We start from the raw sequence: 20,016 nt of genomic DNA on the forward strand, positions 1-20,016 counted from the left end.
TAAATAAGTATTAATTATAATATTCTTTATGAAAAAACTTGTATTAAGCACTTTACTAGTGCTGCAAGCTGTTTTTGTTTTTGCACAGCAAAATCCAGCCTTAAAAGGTAAGGTTATCGATGCTAAAAGTCAAAAACCATTACAAAATGTAGTTGCAACAATTCAAAGCACGAATCAATCTGCCTTGACTGATTTTGACGGAAATTTTGTGTTTCAATCACTTCCTGCTGGCGAACAAGTATTGGTAGTTAAGTCTACAGGATACAACCAACAGACATTCGTATTAGAGCCAAACAATGGGGAACCATTAGATTTAGGCGTAGTTGTTTTAGAAGAAGACATTACTTCTGAGCAACAATTAAGTTTAGTAACTATTACAGAAAATGACTTAGGTGACGACAACAGTGGATCAGAAAGTACTTCGGGCTTATTACAAGCAACAAGAGATACTTACCAACAAGCTGCTGCGTTTAACTGGGGATTAGCTCGTTTTAGAATTAGAGGTTTAGATAATGAATATGGAGTTACCATGATTAATGGTATTTCTATGAATAAATTGTATGATGGAAGACCGCAATGGAGTAACTGGGGTGGTTTAAATGATGCAACAAGAAATCAAGAATTTACAATGGGTTCTGCTCCTTCTGACTACACGTTTGGTAGTGCATTAGGAACTCAAGAAATCAACACTAGAGCTTCATTCTACCGTCCAGGTTCAAGAATTTCGATGTCGGGAACAAACACTAACTATAGTTGGAGAATGATGGGAACTCACGCCTCTGGAATGAACAAAGACGGATGGGCATTTGTGGTTTCTGCATCAAGAAGATGGGCAGATGAAGGTTATTTTGAAGGTACTGACTATGCTGCAAATTCATTATTTGCAAGTGTAGAAAAAAGAATTAACGATAAGCATAGCTTAAACTTAACTGCTATTTACGCTCAAAACAGTAGAGGTAAAAATTCCCCAAACACAAAAGAAGTTAACGATTTAATGGGTACTGAATACAATTCATATTGGGGATGGCAAGATGGAAAAAAACGTAACTCTAGAGATAAAGATGTTGAAGAACCAATTGTAATGCTTTCTCATTACTGGAGAATAACAGAAAAAACATCTTTAAATACTAATGTTGCTTTTCAAACAGGTTCTATTGGTAACTCAAGATTAGATTTTCAATTAGGAAATAATCCTGATCCAACTTACTATAAAAACTTACCAAGCTATTTTAGTAATTTAGGTGGTTATACTCAAGAGCAATTGATTGGAATTGGAAATCAGTTTAGAAACAATTCACAAATTGATTGGAACGCTATGTATGTTGCAAATCAAAATAGTGCTTTTGCTGGAAGAAGTGTTTATGTTTTATATCAAGACAGAACAGATGACAACCAGTTAAGTGCTAATACTATTTTGAATTCAAGTATATCTGAAAATCTTAGCTTAACTGCTGGTGCAAATTTCAGAAAGTTACGCTCTCAAAATTACCAAAACTTAGTTGATTTAATGGGTGGACAATATTTCTTAGATATTGATCCTTTTTACACAGGAAATTCTTCACAATCTGACTTGAACAACCCTAACAGACAAGTTGTTGAAGGTGATTCTTACGGATACAACTATTTATTACACGCTTTAACATTTGATGGTTTTACACAATTCAAATTTACTTATGACAAAGCTGACTTTTATTTAGCACAATCTTTTTCTAGAACAGAATATCAAAGAGAAGGTATTTACAGAAATGGTATTTACGCTGATAATTCTTTTGGAAAAGGACAAAGCATCACTTTTGAAAACTTCGGATTCAAAGGAGGTTTAACATACAAATTAAACGGAAGAAATTATTTAGATTTCAATGGTTTATACCAAACAAAAGCGCCAAGTTTGAGAAACTCTTTCTCTAACGCTAGAATGAACAATGTAATTACTCCAGATTTACAAAGTGAAAGCATTACAAGTGCTGATGCAAGTTATATCTTAAGAGCACCAAAATTCAAAGCTCGTTTAACAGGTTTCTACTCTAAAATTCAAGATGCAACAGAAATTTCTTTCTTCTACGGGGAAGGAATTGGAAGTGATACAGGTGGTGACGAAGATACTTTTGTAAGTGAAATCGTAACAGGAATTGAAAAACAAAATATGGGTGCAGAACTTGGTTTAGAATACCAAATTACTTCAACCATTAAAGCTACTGCTGCCGCTTCTTATGGTCAGTACATTTATTCAGACAACGCGAAGTTAAAAACTAACGATGATGCATTAGCTGCTGCGGGAAATAGTTCATTAACTGATTTTGGAACTGCTTATATTAAAAATTATCACCAACCAGGTATGCCACAAAAGGCAGCGTCATTTGGTTTAGAATATAGAGATCCTCATTTTTGGTGGATTGGAGCTAATGTAAATTATTTAGCAGACAGTTACATCGACGTTGCAAGTATTTTAAGAACAGACAATTTTAGTATTGATGGTTCTACAGGCGACAACTATAGTGGAGCAACACCAGAAACTGTTAAAGATATTTTAGAACAAGAAAAATTTGATAACTTTACATTAGTAAACTTAACAGGAGGAAAATCTTGGAGAATAAGCAAAGCAAATCGTAATACAGTGGGTTTCTTTGCCTCTGTAAATAACGTTTTTGATGTTACTTATAAAACTGGTGGTTTTGAGCAATCAAGAAAGGCAACTTTCCCAGATTTACAAGCGGATCAGGCAAATAACACTCCTTCTTTTGGTTCAAAATATTTTTATGGATACGGAAGAACATTCTTTGTTAACTTCTACATTAACTTCTAAAAAAATATACTATGAAAATAAAATTTTTAAAAACAATGTTCTTGTTAGCGCTTAGTGCAAGTGTTTTAACAAGTTGTGTAGGTGACGATGATTACGCAATTCCTACCGTTTTTAGTTATGCCTTTAATGAAGGTTTTGAAACTTCTACTACAGGAAGTGGTTCTGTTGAAGTGCCTATCGCTTTAGAAGGATGGGTAAACCATAATGCATCAACATCAACACCTACATCATCTCGCTTGTGGCATGCAAGAACTTTTGATGACAATATCTATGCTGAATTTTCTTCATTTTATTCTGCAACAGGAACAAATGATGTAGCTTGGTTGATAACTCCGGTAATTGATTTAACTGGAACAACAGGAGAAGTTTTCTCTTTTTCTACAAAAACAAGGTTTGCAAACGGATATCCATTAACAGCTTTTATTTCAACAGATTATGATGGTACAACTGCTGGAATCGCTACTGCAACATGGACACAACTAACATTTGCAACACCTTCTACTGATGATGTTTTTGTTAGTAGTGGAAATATTGACATCAGTTCTTATGAAAGTGATAATGTAAGAATTGCATTCAAGTACACAGGAAGCAAAGCAGGTGTAACCACCACTTTGCAACTAGACAATGTTAAGATCACTAAAAATTAATAGCTATGAAAAATTTAAAATTAGTATTAACAACAGCAATTTTAGCAACTTTAACAAGTTGTGTAAATGGCGATGATTATGGCACACCTGATTTATCAAAAGAATGTGTAACCATTGCAACAACGAAAGAAGTTTTCGAAATAACTGATATTGCAACTGCTACAACAGTTCAATATACAACTGACGAAACTTTAACTGACTACATTGAAGCTTATGTTACTTCAAGTGATGAAGGTGGGAACTTCTACAAATCTATCTCATTGATGTCATTAGATGGGTTAAAAGGTTTTAGTATGCCTGTTGATAATTATAACTTGTATACCGAATTTGAACCTGGAAGAAAAGTTACTATCAAATTAGATAGTAATAGATATTTCAATAAACAACATGGTTCAACAGTTATTGGATCATCTTATGAAGGTGGTGTTGGAAGAATTTCAGGCGTAGAATATAAAGATGTGATTTTAAGATCTTGTGAAGATGTTAACGAAAATGATATTGTAAAAAATTTAACGATATCTGCTGCTAAAAACGATCAATATTTAAATATGTTAATCGAATTTGATGCAGTACAATTTACTGATGCTTCTTTAGGAAAAACTTACTATGATGCTTCTTTAAATAGTTTTGGTGGTGCAACTAATCATGAAATTACAGATGAATTTGGAAACAAAGTTATTGTTAGAGTAAGTGAGTATGCAACATTTGCTTCAAATGCAGTTCCTTCATTTAATGGAAAAATTAGAGGAGTAATGACTAAATACAATAGTGATTATCAATTCATGATTAGAACTTTAAATGATGTAAATTTAACAGATTCAAGGTTAGATATTGATTTATATCCACCAATCGGAGGTTCGGCAATTGTATACGATGCAACTTTAAACGAGCCTTTCACATCATATACAACAACTAATCAACAAGTATTTCCAAAATACATCAATGATGCAGCTGTAGGAAGTAGATATTGGCAAAGAAAAACCTTCAGTGGAAATACTTACATTCAAATGTCTTCATTTGGTGGAACTCCTGAAGCTAATAGATCTTTATTTATTGTACCTGTTGATATGACAGCCGCAAATGGTCTTTCTTTTAAAACTAAAGATGGTTTTAATAATGGAAATGTTTTAAAAGTTTATTATACCACAGATTATGTTCCAGGTTCGCAAATTACTACAGCAACATTGGTAGATATAACCTCAAGTTTCACAATTGCTTCTGGTACTACATCTGGATATGCTACAAACTTTACAAATAGTGGTACTTATAATATCCCTGTTGGTGTAACTGGTAATGGATTCTTCGTTTTTGAGTATGTTGGAAATGGTTCTGGTGGAGCTACAACAACAATGCAAATTGACGATATTGTAATCAACTAATTACAATTTCTTTAAAATCAAAAGCGACTCATTTAAGAGTCGCTTTTTTTATACCCGCTATTTTGTACATTTGTAAACATTAAAGAACGATTATGTTAGAGAAAGAAGTTATTGACTTTGAAAAATCAATTGTAGTAGGAATTGTAACCCAAAACCAAAGTGAAGAGAAACTAAACGAATATCTTGACGAATTGGAGTTTCTTACTTTCACTGCTGGAGGAACCGTTGTAAAACGTTTTTCCCAAAAAATGGATAAGCCTAATCCAAAAACATTTGTTGGAACGGGTAAATTAGAAGAAATTAAATATTACATCAAAGACAACAATATCACAACTGTAATCTTTGATGACGAATTAACGCCGTCACAATCCAAAAATATTACCAAAGAATTAGATTGTAAAGTATTAGACCGAACCAATCTTATCTTAGATATCTTTGCACAACGTGCTGAAACTTCTTATGCAAGAACACAAGTAGAATTAGCACAATGTCAATATTTATTACCTCGCTTAACCGGAATGTGGACACACTTAGAGCGTCAAAAAGGAGGAATTGGAATGCGCGGTCCTGGTGAAACTGAAATTGAAACCGACCGTCGTATTGTACGCGATAGAATATCGTTACTGAAAGATAAAATCAAAGTAATTGACAAACAAATGGCAACCCAACGAAGTAATCGTGGCGCTATGGTTCGTGTAGCTTTAGTAGGTTATACGAATGTAGGAAAATCAACTTTGATGAACGCGGTTGGAAAAAGCGATGTATTTGTAGAAAATAAACTATTTGCTACACTTGACACTACTGTTCGTAAAACCGTTATTAAGAATTTACCTTTTCTTTTAAGTGATACGGTTGGTTTTATTAGAAAACTGCCAACACAATTAGTTGAGTCGTTTAAAAGCACCTTAGATGAAGTTAGAGAGGCTGATTTGTTACTTCATGTGGTTGATATTTCTCATCCTGAGTTTGAAGATCATATTGCTTCTGTAAATAAAATTTTATTAGACATAAAAAGCGCTGATAAACCAAACATCATGGTTTTCAATAAAATTGATGCTTATAAATCCGTTTATTTTGATGAAAACGATTTAAGTGTTGAAAAAACAACCAAACATTATACTTTAGAAGATTGGAAACAAACTTGGATGAGTAAATTAGGTGAAAACAATACTTTATTTATTTCGGCAACTGAAAAAGCTAACTTTGAAGAATTCAGAGAAAAAGTATATGAAGCAGTCAGAGAAATTCACATTACACGATTTCCATACAACAAATTTTTATACCCAGATTATAAAGATGCCGTTGAAAACGAATAAAAAAAGACCTCAATTGAGGTCTTTTTGCTTTATTTAAGCTATTTTAGATTAGAAACCATAATTCACACCTAAACCAATAATTTGTTTCGTTTGAAAACCTCTAAAAGCGTTATCGTCATAAATCGTTTGAAACGCAAAGTTTGTAGAAAGGTATTTATTGATTTTCATCACAATATTCAATTGGTAATCAATATCAACATTTTGAGGATCTTCTAAATAATTAGAGTATAAATTCAATATGTTCTCAACAGAAACATTTTCCATGATATTGAATTTATAGTAACCATTTACAGCAGCTCCTAATTCGTATCTTGAAGTATCACCTTGTTCAACACCAAATGATGAACCAAATTCTGTAAAATGTTCGTGTACCATAATTAATTTTGAAGTCGCTGGAGCAATATTCACTTTTAAATTATCGCTTTTTTTCCACAACATACCTGGTCCAAATTGAAAAAATGCAGGTGAAAAGAAATGCGAAATTTTCACAGTTTGAGTTGCAGGATCTAAACCAGTATCCATTTGTGTTTTAAAATTGAAAAAAGCTGAATAAAACCAATATCCAGAAGCTTTTTTCCCTAATAACGAATTGAATTCTATTCTATCGTCTGTTTTTTGTGTATCAGCTCCTTTAATTTTAGTTAAACCATACGCTAAAATTATTTTGTTATCCCAATTCCAATCACCATTTTTATAATTGAAATCGTAATTTACCCCAACATTCCCTGCGAAGTTATTTTGACCACCAGCTTGCCAATTGCTAAAAGAAGATTGATTTGCTAAAAAGGTGAAAACGCCTTTTCTGGTCCAATGTTTTGTTGTATCAATAGCTGTTTCTTGAGCGATACTAACCGTTGAAACAAATAGTATCAATAAAAAAAGTTTTTTCATTCCTTAAATTTTTAAAAATTAAAGGCGCAAAGGTACTTATTTTTGTTTAAACAACGGAACTGCTGAGCAAGCTTCACCAAACATAACGCTTTTAGCTACTTTCATAAGTTTTTGAATAGCTAAAGTATAAACCTGATTTGGAACTGGTTTTTTAGAGCAACCTTTCAAAATTAATGGTTTTTGAAAATAATCTGTATAATCGAGTTTGTTCAAAATATCTTGATACCATTCGATAACTGCTAACTCCTTGCTTCCATGAATTACTTTTAAAGCATTGGGCGCTAAATAAACCGAAACTAAAGCAAATGTCCATGCAGGTAAAATGGCATCTGTAGCACAATACAATGATACATATTTGTCTTCAAATTGAGACCAATCGTTGTTTTTTAATTGTTCACGAAAATCGGATTCTTTTAAGATAAATCCTTCTAATAACCATTGCGAAATATCTAAATCTACTACATGATTATCTGGATAGTAATCTTCTAAATCGAATACCATCAAAGAACTTTGTGCTACTTTGTTTATTATTTCGTCCATATTTTAGTGTTCAATGTTCAGAAATTAGTGTTCAGCAAACTGCCAACTAAAAACTGAACACTGATTACTTATTTAAAGCATTCCTAATTCTAATTTTGCTTCTTCGCTCATTAAATCTTTACTCCAAGGTGGATCAAATGTAATTTCTACTTCGCATGATTTTACAGCATCGATCGATTTTACTTTTTCTTCTACTTCTTGTGGCAAAGTTTCTGCAACAGGGCAGTTAGGTGATGTTAAGGTCATTAAGATTTTTACATCTTTATCTTCATTAATCATCACATCGTAGATTAAACCTAATTCGTAAATATCTACTGGAATCTCTGGATCAAAAATTCCTTTTAAAACTTTGACTACGTCTTCGCCTAAATTGATTGTATCGTTAAATTCTTCCATTTTTTTGTTTTTAACCATATAAGGCATATGAGGGAATATAAGTTAATCCCAAAGTTGATTATATAGATTGTTAATATATGTTTTCTGACCTTCTTTATAAATATTTGTTACATTGAAATTAATCAATAATCCCATTGGTACATTTAATAAATTCATATAAGATAAAATCTGTGCTTCAAATATAGGCTTCATTTCAGTTACTGATTTTAATTCAACAACTAATTTCTCCTCAATTAATAAATCACATCTTAATTCAGCATCAACTTCAATTCCTTTATATTGAATAGGAATTGATAATTCCGATTGAAATTTAATGTTTCTAAGTTCAAGTTCACGTATTAAACATTTATGATAAACACTTTCCAATAAACCAGGACCAAGACTCTTGTGAACTTCAATAGCAGCTCCATTCACATTATAAACTAAATCCTTTAAATTTTGCTTTGTATAATTCATAAAACTTATACTTTCTTATATGCCTTATATGGTAATTAAAATTTACGTTTATTGCTTTGATTGAAATGCCAAAGCATACATTTTTATTTGTTTTACCATTGAAACCAAACCGTTCGCTCTTGTTGGAGATAAATGTTCTTTTAATCCTATTTCGTCAATAAAATCAGTATTTGCATCTAAAATATCCTTTGGAGATTGATTAGAAAACGCTCTGATTAAAATCGCAATAATTCCTTTAGTCAAAATCGCATCACTATCGGCTGTGAAAACAATTTTTCCATCTTGTTCTTCGCCGTGTACCCAAACTTTTGATTGGCAACCTTTGATGATGTTTTCGTCAACTTTATATTGTTCCTCAATTAACGGTAGTGATTTTCCTAATTCGATGATGTATTCGTAGCGTTGCATCCAGTCGTCAAACATGGAAAATTCGTCTACAATTTCGTTTTGTATTTCTTTAATTGTCATTTTATTTTTCGGTCAATTTCAAAATTTTGTTTACCAATTTTTCTATTTCAACTGGTGGAAAACCATGATCAAATCCATTAGCTGGATATTCAACTCCGTCTGAAATAAAAGTGATATTCGCATGAGCCGCTCCGTCATAATATCTTTTTTCGGTTGGCCATTTTAAATCTTTTACTTTAGCTAAATCAACTGCTTTCGTTAAAATCACAATTTCTTTCCAATCCGAATCTGAAATCTTGATTTTCTCTTCATAATCTTTAAAATTTCGCACACGAGAAATAGAAACAACTTGATTTTCAACTTTCACAGCTAAAGCTAAACCTCTGGCATTCGCTTCATATTTAATAATAGGCATTTCATTTTGCATTTTTGTTCCAGAAGAGGTTACATTAGTAGAAGCCGTATCTTTCTGACAATTACAACTCGTAATCGTAATCAAAAAGGTTGCTAAGATGGTGAAAACAGCTTTCATAATTTTAATTTTTTAAGATAACATCATTTGCGCTTTTTTAACCGCTTCTACAAAGATATCAATTTCTTCCTTGGTATTATAAAAAGCAAAACTTGCTCTAATCGTTCCTGGAATATTGAAAAAATTCATAATAGGTTGGGCGCAATGATGACCGGTTCTAACCGCTATACCTAACTTATCGATAATTGTGCCAATGTCATACGGATGAATGCCTTCGATATTAAACGAAATTACCGAAGCTTTGTTTTCACTCGTTCCGTAAATCGTTAAACCTTCTATTTCTTGTAATCTTTTGGTTCCGTAGTCCAATAATTCTTGTTCATAAGCGGCAATGTTTTCAAAACCTATTGCATTCATGTAATCAATCGCAGTTCCAAGAACAATTCCATCCGCAATGTTAGGGGTTCCCGCTTCAAATTTATGGGGTAAATCGGCATACGTTGTTTTCTCAAAGGTAACCTCAGCAATCATTTCGCCTCCACCTTGATAAGGAGGCAATTTTCGCAACCATTCTTCTTTTCCGTATAAAATTCCAACACCTGTTGGACCACAAACTTTATGACCAGAAAATACGTAAAAATCACAATCTAATGCTTGCACATCTGGACGTAAATGAGGGGTTGCTTGTGCTCCATCAATTAAGACGGCTGCCCCTACTTCATGTGCTTTTTCGATGATGTATTCAATTGGGTTAACCGTCCCTAATGCATTTGAAATGTGATTTACCGTTACGATTTTAGTTTTTTCGGAAAGTAATTTGTCAAATTCTGAAAGGATTAATTCGCCTTTTTCATTCATTGGAATTACAACCAACTTCGCTCCTGTTTTTTCACATAAAAATTGCCAAGGCACAATGTTGCTATGATGTTCCAAAGCCGAAACCATAACCTCATCGCCTGATTTTAGCAAACTTGCAAATCCATTCGCCACCAAGTTAATTCCAAAAGTCGTTCCCGAAGTAAAAATGATTTCGTAATTATGCTTTGCGTTTAAGTGATTTTGAATCGTATTTCGCGACACTTCATACGCATCCGTAGCCAATTGACTCAGCGTATGCACACCACGGTGAATATTTGCATTGATTTCGCTGTAATATTTTGAAATAGCATCGATAACCACTTGCGGCTTTTGCGAAGTTGCTCCGTTATCAAAATACACCAAGGGTTTACCATTTACTTTTTGCGATAAAATGGGAAAATCAGCTCTTACTTTTTGAACATCAAACATTTTCATACAATTTGAGTACAAATTTACAACTTGATTGTTTATAATTGGAATAAATAAAGGTTAAAATCAACATAAAAACACAATACAAAATAATTTTAGCGTTTTTGTAAATACATTGTAATAAAATGTATATTTGTAAAATGTATAGTAAAGAATTAACCAAAGGAACGCTACTACCAATTATCTTAAAATTAATAAGTGAAAGCGATAAAATGTACGGGTATGAAATTACCCAGAAAGTTAAAGAAATAACCAAAGGAAAAATTGACATTTCTGAAGGTGCTTTATACCCCATTCTTCATAAACTGGAAGCAGATGGTATACTAGAAACAGAGAAAGTATTTTTAGGAAAACGGGTTAGAAAATACTATCAAATTACACCTTCAGGAAAATTAGCAATAGCTGAAATTACTACCGAATTGAATGATTTCATAAATACATTGCAACTTATTTTCAATTCAAACGCTTTGAAATCATGACATTAACTGATAATAATATTAATTACATAGCTACAAATTTAGAGTTCTATGAGATAAAAGATGTTGATTTAAAAGAAGATTTAATGGATCATATTTGCACTCATATTGAATGCTATAATGGAACTGATTTCGAAAAAGCGTATCAAGAAGCCATTGAAAATCTAGGTGGATATGCTTCATTTCAACTCATGCAAAAAGAGATAAACGAAAAAAAATTGATTCAATCATTCTTAGCTAGAAAACGAGCATTTTATTTACTATCAACTTTTAACATAATGTTATTGGCATTGGGATTCTTATTCAAACTAAACCAATGGCCTTACTCGAGTATTCTCTTAGCTTCTGGATTTGGACTATTAATTTTTATCATCATTCCATTTGCATTATATAACAAATACAAACATTCAACACAAAAATTAATTTTATTAAACAAAAAATTATGACAAAATCGTTTTACATCTTGGCTTTTTTAACCACATTTATTCTTGGAATTGGCGCTATGTTTGAATTTTTAGTTTGGCCATTTCGGGGAATGATAGTTTTTGCTGGCTTCTTACTATTAAATTTCGGATTAGTTCCAACTTACTTTTATCAGAAATATAAATCAGCTAAATGATGATTCGTGTCGTACTATTACTATTTGCTTTTTTAGCTTCTTATTTAATTCATGGACAAGAAATCCAAACGAAGAAAATTGATGAGCTATTACAATCATTTGAAAAGCCAAATTCTCCTGGATTAAGTATCGGAATTGTTCAGAATGGCAAAATAGTTTATTCCAAAGGAATTGGATTAGCTTCGGTTGAAGGCAACACAAAAAACAATTCAAAAACAGTATTTAGTATTGCTTCAATTGCGAAACAATTTACGGCATCTTGCATTTGGATTCTGGTACAAGAAAAGAAACTTTCCTTAGAAGATGACATAAGGAAATATCTTCCTGAAATGCCAAATTATGGAACGCCAATAAAAATAAAACATTTGCTAAATCACACGAGCGGTATAAGAAATTATCACGCCATAATGGATTTACAAGGTTTTGATTATGATGCAGAATATTATAACAATGAAACCGTTTTGCAACTTGCTTCAAAACAAAGAGGTTTAAACAACAAACCTGGAGAAAAAGTGCTTTATAGTAATACAAACTATAACTTGCTAACTACGATTATCGAACGTATTTCGGGTAAAAACCTTAATGAATTTGCAACAGAAAAACTATTCAAGCCTTTGCAAATGAATTCAAGTTGTTTTAAAGTTTCTAATAAACAAATTATCAAAAACAAAGCCATTGGACATCAATTATCAAGTGGTGAATACATTACAAATGCCAGTATACAAGAAAGTTATGGTGCTGGAAGCATGGCTTCAACTGTGGAAGATTTAGTAAAATGGATTAGTGTTTTAAATGGAACGTATTCAGAATTCAAATCGCTTTCAAATTTTTTAATTCAATGTGAGAAATTAGAAAATGGCGAAAAAGCAAAATACGCACGTGGTGTAATGGTTGATGATTATAAAGGATTTACAACCATTAGTCATAGTGGATATGGCTGGGGAGGCCAATCGCAATTGATTACCATTCCTGAAAAGAAACTTGGAATCATCATAATGACCAATTTAGAATCTATAAATCCAACACCTATTTCCTATGAAATATTAGATTTATTTCTTCCTAAAACTAAAGCTATAAAAGAAAAATCAGCTAAAAAGTATAAAGAAAAATCAAAAGCTTTTAATTCTTTCGTAGGGCAATACAAGGAAATTAATAGTGACATGAAAATGGAAATTCTAGTTGAAAATGATACTCTAAAATCTAAAGGAGCAAGAGCCAAAAAACCTACTGCCTTAATTGGATTTGAAAAAAATAAATTCCATAGAATAAATAGTGAAAGTGTTAAGTATGATTTTACGAAAAACGAAAAACACGATTTGGTAATCACTTTTGGCGGCACTCCATTTTATTTTAAAAGAGCCATCTTTATCGATTCTAAAACAGTTAATGTTAAAGAATTTGTTGGAAAATATTATTCTGAAGAATTAGATGTTGTTTATGAGTTTTTTGAAACAGATGATAAATTATATTTAAAATATAAAAATCATGATAAAATAGCACTAGAAACAGTTCAAAAAGATGAATTTGGAAATAATGACCGAACCTTATATTATTTCACTAGAAATTCAAAAAATAAAATTCAAAAAATGCTTTTATCTTGCGATGGTTCAATCTCTGAAATTGAATTTGTAAAACAATGAAAAAACCGCCCAAAAGGCGGCTTTCATGTCCATAGATTGCTTCGTTCCTCGCAATGACATATCTACAAATCAAATCCCATATTTACCCCTAATTTATCGGCGATAATACGAGCAATTTTCGTTTTTAATTCTGGTATTCTAATACTATTGGTTACTTCACTTGTGAAAGCATACATCAACAAAGCTTTTGCTTCTTTTTTAGGAATTCCACGTTGTTGCATGTAGAACATCGCGCTTTCGTCTAACTGTCCAATCGTACAACCGTGTGAACATTTTACATCATCGGCAAAAATTTCCAATTGTGGTTTTGCGTTGATAGTAGCTTTATCGCCAATTAAAATATTGTTGTTTTGTTGGAATGCATCGGTTTTTTGCGCTTCTTTTTCTACGAAGATTTTTCCATTGAAAACACCAGTTGAACTATCGTGTAAAATCGTTTTATAGTTTTGGTGGCTTTCGCAATTTGGTGTTGCGTGTTGCACTAACGTATAATGATCTACGTGTTGTTTATCGCCAATAATGGTAATTCCTTTCAAGGTTGAATCAATTCTTTCACCTTGATGATAGAAATTCAAGTTGTTTCTTGTGATGTTTCCGCCAAACGAAAACGTATGTACCGCTACTCTACTCTCTTGCTTTTGCGCAATGTAAGTGTTGTCAATCAAATTGGCAGTTTGCTCATCGTTTTGAACTTTGTAATAATCAACAATAGCACGTTTTTGAGCGAAAATCTCGGTAACCGAATTGGTCAATACTGGATTACTGTTCAAACTTTGATGACGCTCTACAATTTGCACATGAGCGTTTTCACCTACAATAATTAAGTTTCGAGGTTGTACCATCAAAGCCGCTTCATTTCCTGTTGAGAAATTGATGATTTCAATTGGTTTATCTACTACTTTACTTTTCGGAATGTTGATATAAGCGCCTTCCAATGAAAATGCAGTATTCAAAGACGTTAAACTATCTTCTTTATTTGCAATTTGATTGAAATACGTATCCACAATCATTTTGTATTTAGGTTTTGTCAATGCCGAAGACATCAAACAAACATCTAAACCATCATGTGTAGTAGAAGACAAAAACGAACTGAAAATTCCGTCGATGAAAACTACTTTATACGTATCTATTTCATGTAAGAAATACTTTTTTACGTCTTTAAATTCAATCGCATTTTCTTTCTTTGGGAAAACCGAGAAATCATTTTTTAAAATCGAATTTAACGACGTGTATTTCCAAGCTTCCTCTTTTTTAGTCGGAAAACCTTTACTCTCGAAATTTTTTATGGCGTGACTTCTTAACTCATGAAGTTCAGAATGTGTATCAATCTTTTCTTCAAAAGCCATGAAAGAAGCCAATAATTTATCTTTCAACTCCATTTTATACTGCTTGTTCGTTTTTAATCCAGTCGTATCCTTTTTCTTCTAGTTCTAAAGCTAAATCAGCTCCACCAGTTTTTACGATTTTTCCGTCCATTAAAACGTGAACAAAATCTGGAACGATATAATCTAACAAACGTTGGTAATGTGTAATCACTAAAACAGCATTGTTTTCGTTTTTTAATTTATTAACTCCGTTTGCAACAATACGTAAAGCATCGATATCTAAACCTGAATCGGTTTCGTCCAAAATTGCGATTTTTGGTTCTAACATTGCCATTTGAAAAATCTCATTACGTTTCTTTTCACCACCCGAAAAACCTTCGTTTAACGAACGCGACAAGAATTTTCTGTCCATTTCCAATAATTCTGATTTTTCACGAATTAACTTCAACATTTCATTCGCTGGCATTTCCTCTTTTCCGTTGGCTTTTCTGCTTTCGTTGATTGCCGTTTTGATGAAATTCGTTACCGAAACTCCTGGAATTTCCACTGGATATTGAAACGATAAGAAAACACCTTTGTGCGCTCTTTCTTCTGGTGCTAATTCTGAGATTTCTTCACCGTCTAAAAAGATTTCGCCTTGAGAAACTTCATAGTTTTCGTTTCCAGCAATGATAGAAGATAAGGTAGATTTTCCGGCACCGTTTGGTCCCATAATCGCATGAACTTCTCCTGCTTTAATTTCAAGGTTGATTCCTTTTAATATGTCTTTGTCTTCTACCGAAGCGTGTAAATTTTTTATTTGTAACATTTTGTAAATGTGTTATTTATTCTAATTTATGATTGATTATCCTACAGAGCCTTCTAACGAAATTTCCAATAATTTTTGGGCTTCCACTGCAAATTCCATTGGTAATTTATTCAATACTTCTTTACTGAATCCGTTTACGATTAAGGCTATGGCTTTTTCGGTTGGAATGCCACGTTGGTTACAATAAAACACTTGGTCTTCTCCAATTTTTGAAGTCGTAGCTTCGTGTTCGATTTTTGCCGAAGCATTTTTGCTTTCGATATATGGAAACGTGTGTGCACCACAATTATTCCCCATTAAAAGCGAATCACATTGAGAGAAGTTACGCGCGTTTTCAGCTCTTGCTCCTATTTGCACTAATCCTCTATAACTATTTTGTGATTTTCCTGCAGAAATTCCTTTGGAAATAATCGTCGATTTGGAATTTTTACCCAAGTGAATCATTTTCGTTCCAGTATCGGCTTGTTGGAAATTATTAGTAACGGCGATTGAGTAAAATTCACCAATTGAATTATCACCTTTTAAAACAACCGATGGATATTTCCAAGTTACAGCCGAACCCGTTTCTACTTGTGTCCATGAAATTTTAGCGTTTTTCTCGCACAAACCTCTTTTGGTTACAAAGTTATAAACGCCACCTTTTCCTTCTTTGTTTCCTGGATACCAGTTTTGAACCGTTGAATATTTAATTTCGGCATCATCCATTGCAATTAATTCTACAACAGCTGCATGCAATTGATTTTCATCACGACTTGGAGCCGTACAACCTTCTAAATAAGAAACATAACTTCCTTCATCGGCAATTAGTAACGTTCTTTCAAACTGACCTGTGCCTCCTTGATTGATTCGGAAATAGGTTGATAATTCCATAGGACAACGAACGCCTTTTGGAATGTAACAGAAACTTCCGTCAGAGAAAACCGCAGAATTTAAAGCCGCATAAAAATTATCTTTCTGGGGAACAATGGTTCCTAAATATTTTTGAACTAATTCAGGATGTTCTTTAATTGCTTCCGAAATCGAACAGAAAATAATGCCTTTTTCGTTTAATGTTTTCTTAAAAGTAGTTGCTACAGAAACCGAATCTACCACGATATCAATCGCTACATTGTTCATTTTCTTTTGTTCATCAACCGAAATTCCTAACTTTTTGTACATCGCCAAAAGTTCTGGGTCAACATCTTCTAGTTTTTTATTCGGATCGGCTTTTTTAGGTGCCGAATAATATGAAATCGCTTGAAAATCTGGTTTTTCATAATGCACGTTTGCCCATTCTGGCTCAATCATTTCTTGCCAAGCACGAAAAGCTTCTAAACGCCATTCTGTCATCCATTCTGGCTCTTCTTTTTTCTTTGAAATCGCACGAACAATGTCTTCATTTAACCCAATAGGAAACGTTTCCGAGTCCAATTCGGTATAAAATCCGTATTCGTATTCTTTATTTTCTAATTCGACTTTTAAGTCGTCCTCAGTATATTTACTCATATTTTTTGATTTATAGAGAGAAACTCTCTCCACATCCACACGTTCTTTGTGCATTTGGATTGTTAAAAACAAATCCTTTTCCGTTTAAACCACCCGAAAACTCTAATATTGTTCCTGCCAAATAAAGAAAACTCTTTTTCTCAACAGCAATTTTTACATTATTATCTTCAAATATTTTATCGTTTTCTCCTATTTCTTTGTCGAATTTTAAATCATAAGACAAACCCGAGCAACCACCACTTTTTACGCCTACTCGCACGTAATCTTTGGCTGCATCAAAACCATCTTCTTGCATCATGCTGATGATTTTTTTACTTGCTGTATCAGATACTTTAATCATTTCTTATTTTGATTTTGTCTAAATTAACTGCAAAGATAAGCCTTAAATTGCTTTTTACAAGAGTTGCTAACATTTTTATAACTTATCGATTCATAGTTTCTATTTATAGTATTTTTTGTAATTTGGCTGAAAATTGTTTTGACCATGAAAATACATCCTATTGAAGCCGGAAATTTTAAATTAGATGGTGGCGCCATGTTTGGTGTAGTGCCTAAAACCATTTGGAATAAAACCAATCCAGCCGACGAAAATAATTTGATTGATATTGCTGCAAGATGCTTATTAATTGAAGATGGAAACCGATTGACGTTGATTGATACCGGAATGGGAAATAAACAATCGGAGAAATTCTTTGGATATTATTCACTTTGGGGTGATCTCTCTTTAGATAAATCATTAAAAAATGCTGGTTTTCATCGCGATGATATTACAGATGTGTTCATGACGCATTTGCATTTTGACCATTGTGGTGGAAGTGTAAACTGGAACAAAGATAAAACGGGTTACGAAGTCGCTTTTAAAAATGCAAAATTTTGGACGAATGACAATCATTGGGAGTGGGCAACAAAACCAAATGCTCGTGAAAAAGCATCATTTCTGCATGAAAATTTAATCCCAATGCAAGAAAGTGGACAATTACAATTTATCAATCGCCCGAATAGTGATTTTGGTTTTTCAAGCGAATTAGGGTTTGATATTTTCTACGCTGATGGTCATACAGAAAAACAAATGTTACCTCACATCAACTACAACGGAAAAACCATTGTTTTTTGTGCCGATATGCTCCCAACTGCAGGCCATATTCCAATACCTTATGTAACAGGGTACGACACAAGACCATTATTATCAATGGATGAAAAACAAATATTTTTAAACAACGCTGCAGACAATAATTATTATTTATGGCTAGAACACGATGCTCACAATCAAATTATAACAGTTCAGCATACCGAAAAAGGAGTTCGATTAAAAGAAATTTTCAAATGTGAAGACATTTTAAAATAAAGTTAAAAACAACTATAACTGTAACAAATACAAAACACTTCAGTCCAATAACTGAAATTAATTAATTGAGAATATGAAGAAAATTTTTAGACCACTGTATTTAAGCTTAGCTTTAGGACTTGTTTTAGCAAGTTGTGGATCGCAAAAAATGGTATCAACTCCGGTTGAAAATATTGATAATTTACCTTTAAAAACAACTACTGTTGCTGAAAATGATTTGCAACGCTGGAGTCATTTAGACTTAGTAAAAGATACGCTTCCTGGAATGAGTGTAGACAAAGCTCACAAAGAATTACTAAAAGGCAAAAAAGGACAAAAAGTTATCGTAGGAATAGTAGATTCGGGTGTAGACATCAACCACGAAGATTTAAAAGCGGTGATTTGGACCAATCCAAAAGAAATTGCTGGAAATAAAATTGACGATGACAAAAACGGCTACATTGACGATATGCACGGATGGAATTTCTTAGGAAACGCAGTTCATGAGCAATTAGAAATGACACGTATTGTTAAAAAAGGTCCTGGAACTCCAGATTATGATAAAGCGAAAGCAAAATTAGAAGAAGAATTAAAAGGACTTACACCTCAAAAACAACAATTAGATTTTATTCTAAATGCTGAAAAACAATTAGCTACTTACTTCAAGAAAAGTAATTTTACTTTAGAGGAAGTTAAAGCAATTCCAGCAACTGAAACATCTTTGGCTCAACCAAAAGCTGTTTTTATGCAAGTTTTAAGTACTACTTCAAAACCAGATTTCGACAAACAAATTGAAGAATTCAAGGATTATATTTATGGTCAAATGAACTACAATTTAAATGTAGAATTTGATGGTAGAAAAATTGTAGGTGACAATCCAAACGATTTAAAAGACACCAAATACGGTAACAATAACGTAGTTGGTCCAGAGCCAAAAGAAGCAAAACACGGAACACACGTTGCAGGAATTGTAGCTCAAGTTAGAGGCAACAATAAAGGTGGAGATGGTGTTACAAACAACGCTCAAATAATGGCAATTAGAGCTGTTCCAAATGGTGATGAATATGATAAAGATATCGCTTTAGGAATTCGTTATGCAGTAGATAATGGTGCAAAAGTAATCAACGGTTCTTTTGGAAAATATTTTTCTCAAAACAAAGAATGGGTTATCGATGCTATCAAATATGCAGAATCGAAAGACGTATTAGTAGTTATCGCTGCTGGTAACGAATCATACGATTTAGATGTTACGAACAAATATCCTAACGATACCTATGACAACTTTCCAGAGTATGCTAAAAATGTTCTAATTATCGGAGCTTTAGCGCCAACTTATGGAAGCAAAATGGTAGCTGATTTTTCTAATTACGGAAAAAACAATGTTGATATTTTTGCACCAGGAGAAAAAATTTATGCTACTACTCCATTAAACACTTACGAATATTTACAAGGAACTTCAATGGCTTCACCTAACGTAGCTGGTGTAGCAACATTAATTCGTTCTTACTATCCAAGTTTAACTGCGGTTCAAGTAAAACAAATTATTATGGAAAGTGGTACTCCGTTGAAAAACACAGTAACGATTGGAGAAGACAAACACAAAGCTAATTTTGCTGACGCTTCAAAATCAGGTAGAATCGTAAATGCATACAATGCATTGCTATTAGCTGAAAAAATGGCGAAAAAATAAAAATTTCACTACTTTAGTAAAAACCAAAACCTACAGGTTGTCAAATTCTTGTAG

At 32.8% G+C, this 20,016-nt stretch carries 20 protein-coding genes; 9 read left to right on the forward strand and 11 right to left on the reverse strand.

The annotated features are described in order from the left end of the window. Positions 1 to 28 precede the first annotated feature (28 nt). The 4 genes from GFJ94_RS02415 to hflX all read left to right on the forward strand — a co-directional run bounded on the left by GFJ94_RS02415 (position 29) and on the right by hflX (position 6,145). Complete coding sequence (locus GFJ94_RS02415) at positions 29 to 2,803, forward strand: TonB-dependent receptor (protein WP_153200001.1); 2,775 nt, start codon at positions 29 to 31, stop codon at positions 2,801 to 2,803. 11 nt (positions 2,804 to 2,814) lie between these two features. Next, complete coding sequence (locus GFJ94_RS02420) at positions 2,815 to 3,450, forward strand: choice-of-anchor J domain-containing protein (RefSeq protein ID WP_153200002.1); 636 nt, start codon at positions 2,815 to 2,817, stop codon at positions 3,448 to 3,450. A gap of 5 nt (positions 3,451 to 3,455) precedes the next feature. Then, entirely contained in the window at positions 3,456 to 4,829 is a 1,374-nt protein-coding gene (locus tag GFJ94_RS02425) for a DUF5689 domain-containing protein (protein WP_153200003.1), read from the forward strand. A gap of 92 nt (positions 4,830 to 4,921) precedes the next feature. Beyond that, positions 4,922 to 6,145 (forward strand): GTPase HflX, encoded by a 1,224-nt coding sequence (gene hflX / locus GFJ94_RS02430; protein WP_153200004.1) that lies wholly within the window; start codon positions 4,922 to 4,924, stop codon positions 6,143 to 6,145. 48 nt (positions 6,146 to 6,193) lie between these two features. Here hflX and GFJ94_RS02435 read toward each other — a convergent pair whose 3' ends face one another. The 7 genes from GFJ94_RS02435 to GFJ94_RS02465 all read right to left on the reverse strand — a co-directional run bounded on the left by GFJ94_RS02435 (position 6,194) and on the right by GFJ94_RS02465 (position 10,595). Continuing rightward, positions 6,194 to 7,036: a DUF3078 domain-containing protein gene (locus GFJ94_RS02435; RefSeq protein ID WP_153200005.1), complete on the reverse strand. Its 843-nt coding sequence runs from the start codon at positions 7,034 to 7,036 to the stop codon at positions 6,194 to 6,196. A gap of 36 nt (positions 7,037 to 7,072) precedes the next feature. Then, positions 7,073 to 7,576, reverse strand: coding sequence for a DUF2480 family protein (locus GFJ94_RS02440; protein ID WP_153200006.1), 504 nt, complete (start codon positions 7,574 to 7,576; stop codon positions 7,073 to 7,075). Between the two features lie 72 nt (positions 7,577 to 7,648). Beyond that, entirely contained in the window at positions 7,649 to 7,972 is a 324-nt protein-coding gene (locus GFJ94_RS02445) for an SUF system Fe-S cluster assembly protein (protein ID WP_153200007.1), read from the reverse strand. A 42-nt stretch (positions 7,973 to 8,014) separates the two neighbouring features. Continuing rightward, entirely contained in the window at positions 8,015 to 8,428 is a 414-nt protein-coding gene (locus GFJ94_RS02450; protein ID WP_153200008.1) for a GxxExxY protein, read from the reverse strand. Between the two features lie 48 nt (positions 8,429 to 8,476). Beyond that, positions 8,477 to 8,896 carry a SufE family protein gene (locus GFJ94_RS02455; protein WP_153200009.1) on the reverse strand — a complete coding sequence of 140 codons (420 nt, stop codon included), beginning with the start codon at positions 8,894 to 8,896 and terminating at the stop codon, positions 8,477 to 8,479. Position 8,897: 1 nt separating this feature from the next. Next, positions 8,898 to 9,368 (reverse strand): hypothetical protein, encoded by a 471-nt coding sequence (locus GFJ94_RS02460; protein WP_153200010.1) that lies wholly within the window; start codon positions 9,366 to 9,368, stop codon positions 8,898 to 8,900. Positions 9,369 to 9,380: 12 nt separating this feature from the next. Further along, on the reverse strand, positions 9,381 to 10,595 hold the full coding sequence (locus GFJ94_RS02465; RefSeq protein ID WP_153200044.1) for an aminotransferase class V-fold PLP-dependent enzyme: 1,215 nt from the start codon (positions 10,593 to 10,595) through the stop codon (positions 9,381 to 9,383). 140 nt (positions 10,596 to 10,735) lie between these two features. Here GFJ94_RS02465 and GFJ94_RS02470 point away from each other — a divergent pair, with 140 nt between their 5' ends. The 3 genes from GFJ94_RS02470 to GFJ94_RS02480 all read left to right on the forward strand — a co-directional run bounded on the left by GFJ94_RS02470 (position 10,736) and on the right by GFJ94_RS02480 (position 13,330). Next, complete coding sequence (locus GFJ94_RS02470; RefSeq protein WP_153200011.1) at positions 10,736 to 11,074, forward strand: PadR family transcriptional regulator; 339 nt, start codon at positions 10,736 to 10,738, stop codon at positions 11,072 to 11,074. Continuing rightward, complete coding sequence (locus GFJ94_RS02475; protein WP_153200012.1) at positions 11,071 to 11,517, forward strand: hypothetical protein; 447 nt, start codon at positions 11,071 to 11,073, stop codon at positions 11,515 to 11,517. Before GFJ94_RS02470 ends, GFJ94_RS02475 begins: the two co-directional genes overlap by 4 nt. 169 nt (positions 11,518 to 11,686) lie before the next feature. After that, positions 11,687 to 13,330, forward strand: coding sequence for a serine hydrolase (locus GFJ94_RS02480; protein ID WP_153200013.1), 1,644 nt, complete (start codon positions 11,687 to 11,689; stop codon positions 13,328 to 13,330). A 62-nt stretch (positions 13,331 to 13,392) separates the two neighbouring features. On the opposite strand, the gene sufD is transcribed toward GFJ94_RS02480, so the two are convergent. From sufD to GFJ94_RS02500, 4 genes are read right to left on the reverse strand one after another with little or no spacing between them, the layout of a single operon-like run. Then, a complete protein-coding gene (gene sufD, locus GFJ94_RS02485) occupies positions 13,393 to 14,709 on the reverse strand; it encodes a Fe-S cluster assembly protein SufD (RefSeq protein ID WP_153200014.1) in 1,317 nt (438 codons plus the stop codon). Between the two features lies 1 nt (position 14,710). Continuing rightward, entirely contained in the window at positions 14,711 to 15,463 is a 753-nt protein-coding gene (gene sufC / locus GFJ94_RS02490) for a Fe-S cluster assembly ATPase SufC (protein ID WP_153200015.1), read from the reverse strand. Positions 15,464 to 15,499: 36 nt separating this feature from the next. Next, the gene (sufB, locus tag GFJ94_RS02495) at positions 15,500 to 16,948 is read right to left on the reverse strand and encodes a Fe-S cluster assembly protein SufB (protein WP_153200016.1); all 1,449 of its coding nucleotides are present in this window, start codon (positions 16,946 to 16,948) and stop codon (positions 15,500 to 15,502) included. 10 nt (positions 16,949 to 16,958) lie between these two features. Further along, on the reverse strand, positions 16,959 to 17,288 hold the full coding sequence (locus tag GFJ94_RS02500) for an iron-sulfur cluster assembly accessory protein (RefSeq protein ID WP_133609171.1): 330 nt from the start codon (positions 17,286 to 17,288) through the stop codon (positions 16,959 to 16,961). A 144-nt stretch (positions 17,289 to 17,432) separates the two neighbouring features. On the opposite strand from GFJ94_RS02500, the gene GFJ94_RS02505 reads away from it, so the two are divergent. Beyond that, the gene (locus GFJ94_RS02505) at positions 17,433 to 18,293 is read left to right on the forward strand and encodes an MBL fold metallo-hydrolase (protein WP_153200017.1); all 861 of its coding nucleotides are present in this window, start codon (positions 17,433 to 17,435) and stop codon (positions 18,291 to 18,293) included. A 73-nt stretch (positions 18,294 to 18,366) separates the two neighbouring features. Then, a complete protein-coding gene (locus tag GFJ94_RS02510) occupies positions 18,367 to 19,962 on the forward strand; it encodes a S8 family peptidase (protein ID WP_153200018.1) in 1,596 nt (531 codons plus the stop codon). The last annotated feature ends 54 nt before the right edge of the window (positions 19,963 to 20,016 follow it).

The sequence above is a fragment of the Flavobacterium sp. LMO8 genome (assembly GCF_009495755.1).
Taxonomy (GTDB): Bacteria; Bacteroidota; Bacteroidia; order Flavobacteriales; family Flavobacteriaceae; genus Flavobacterium.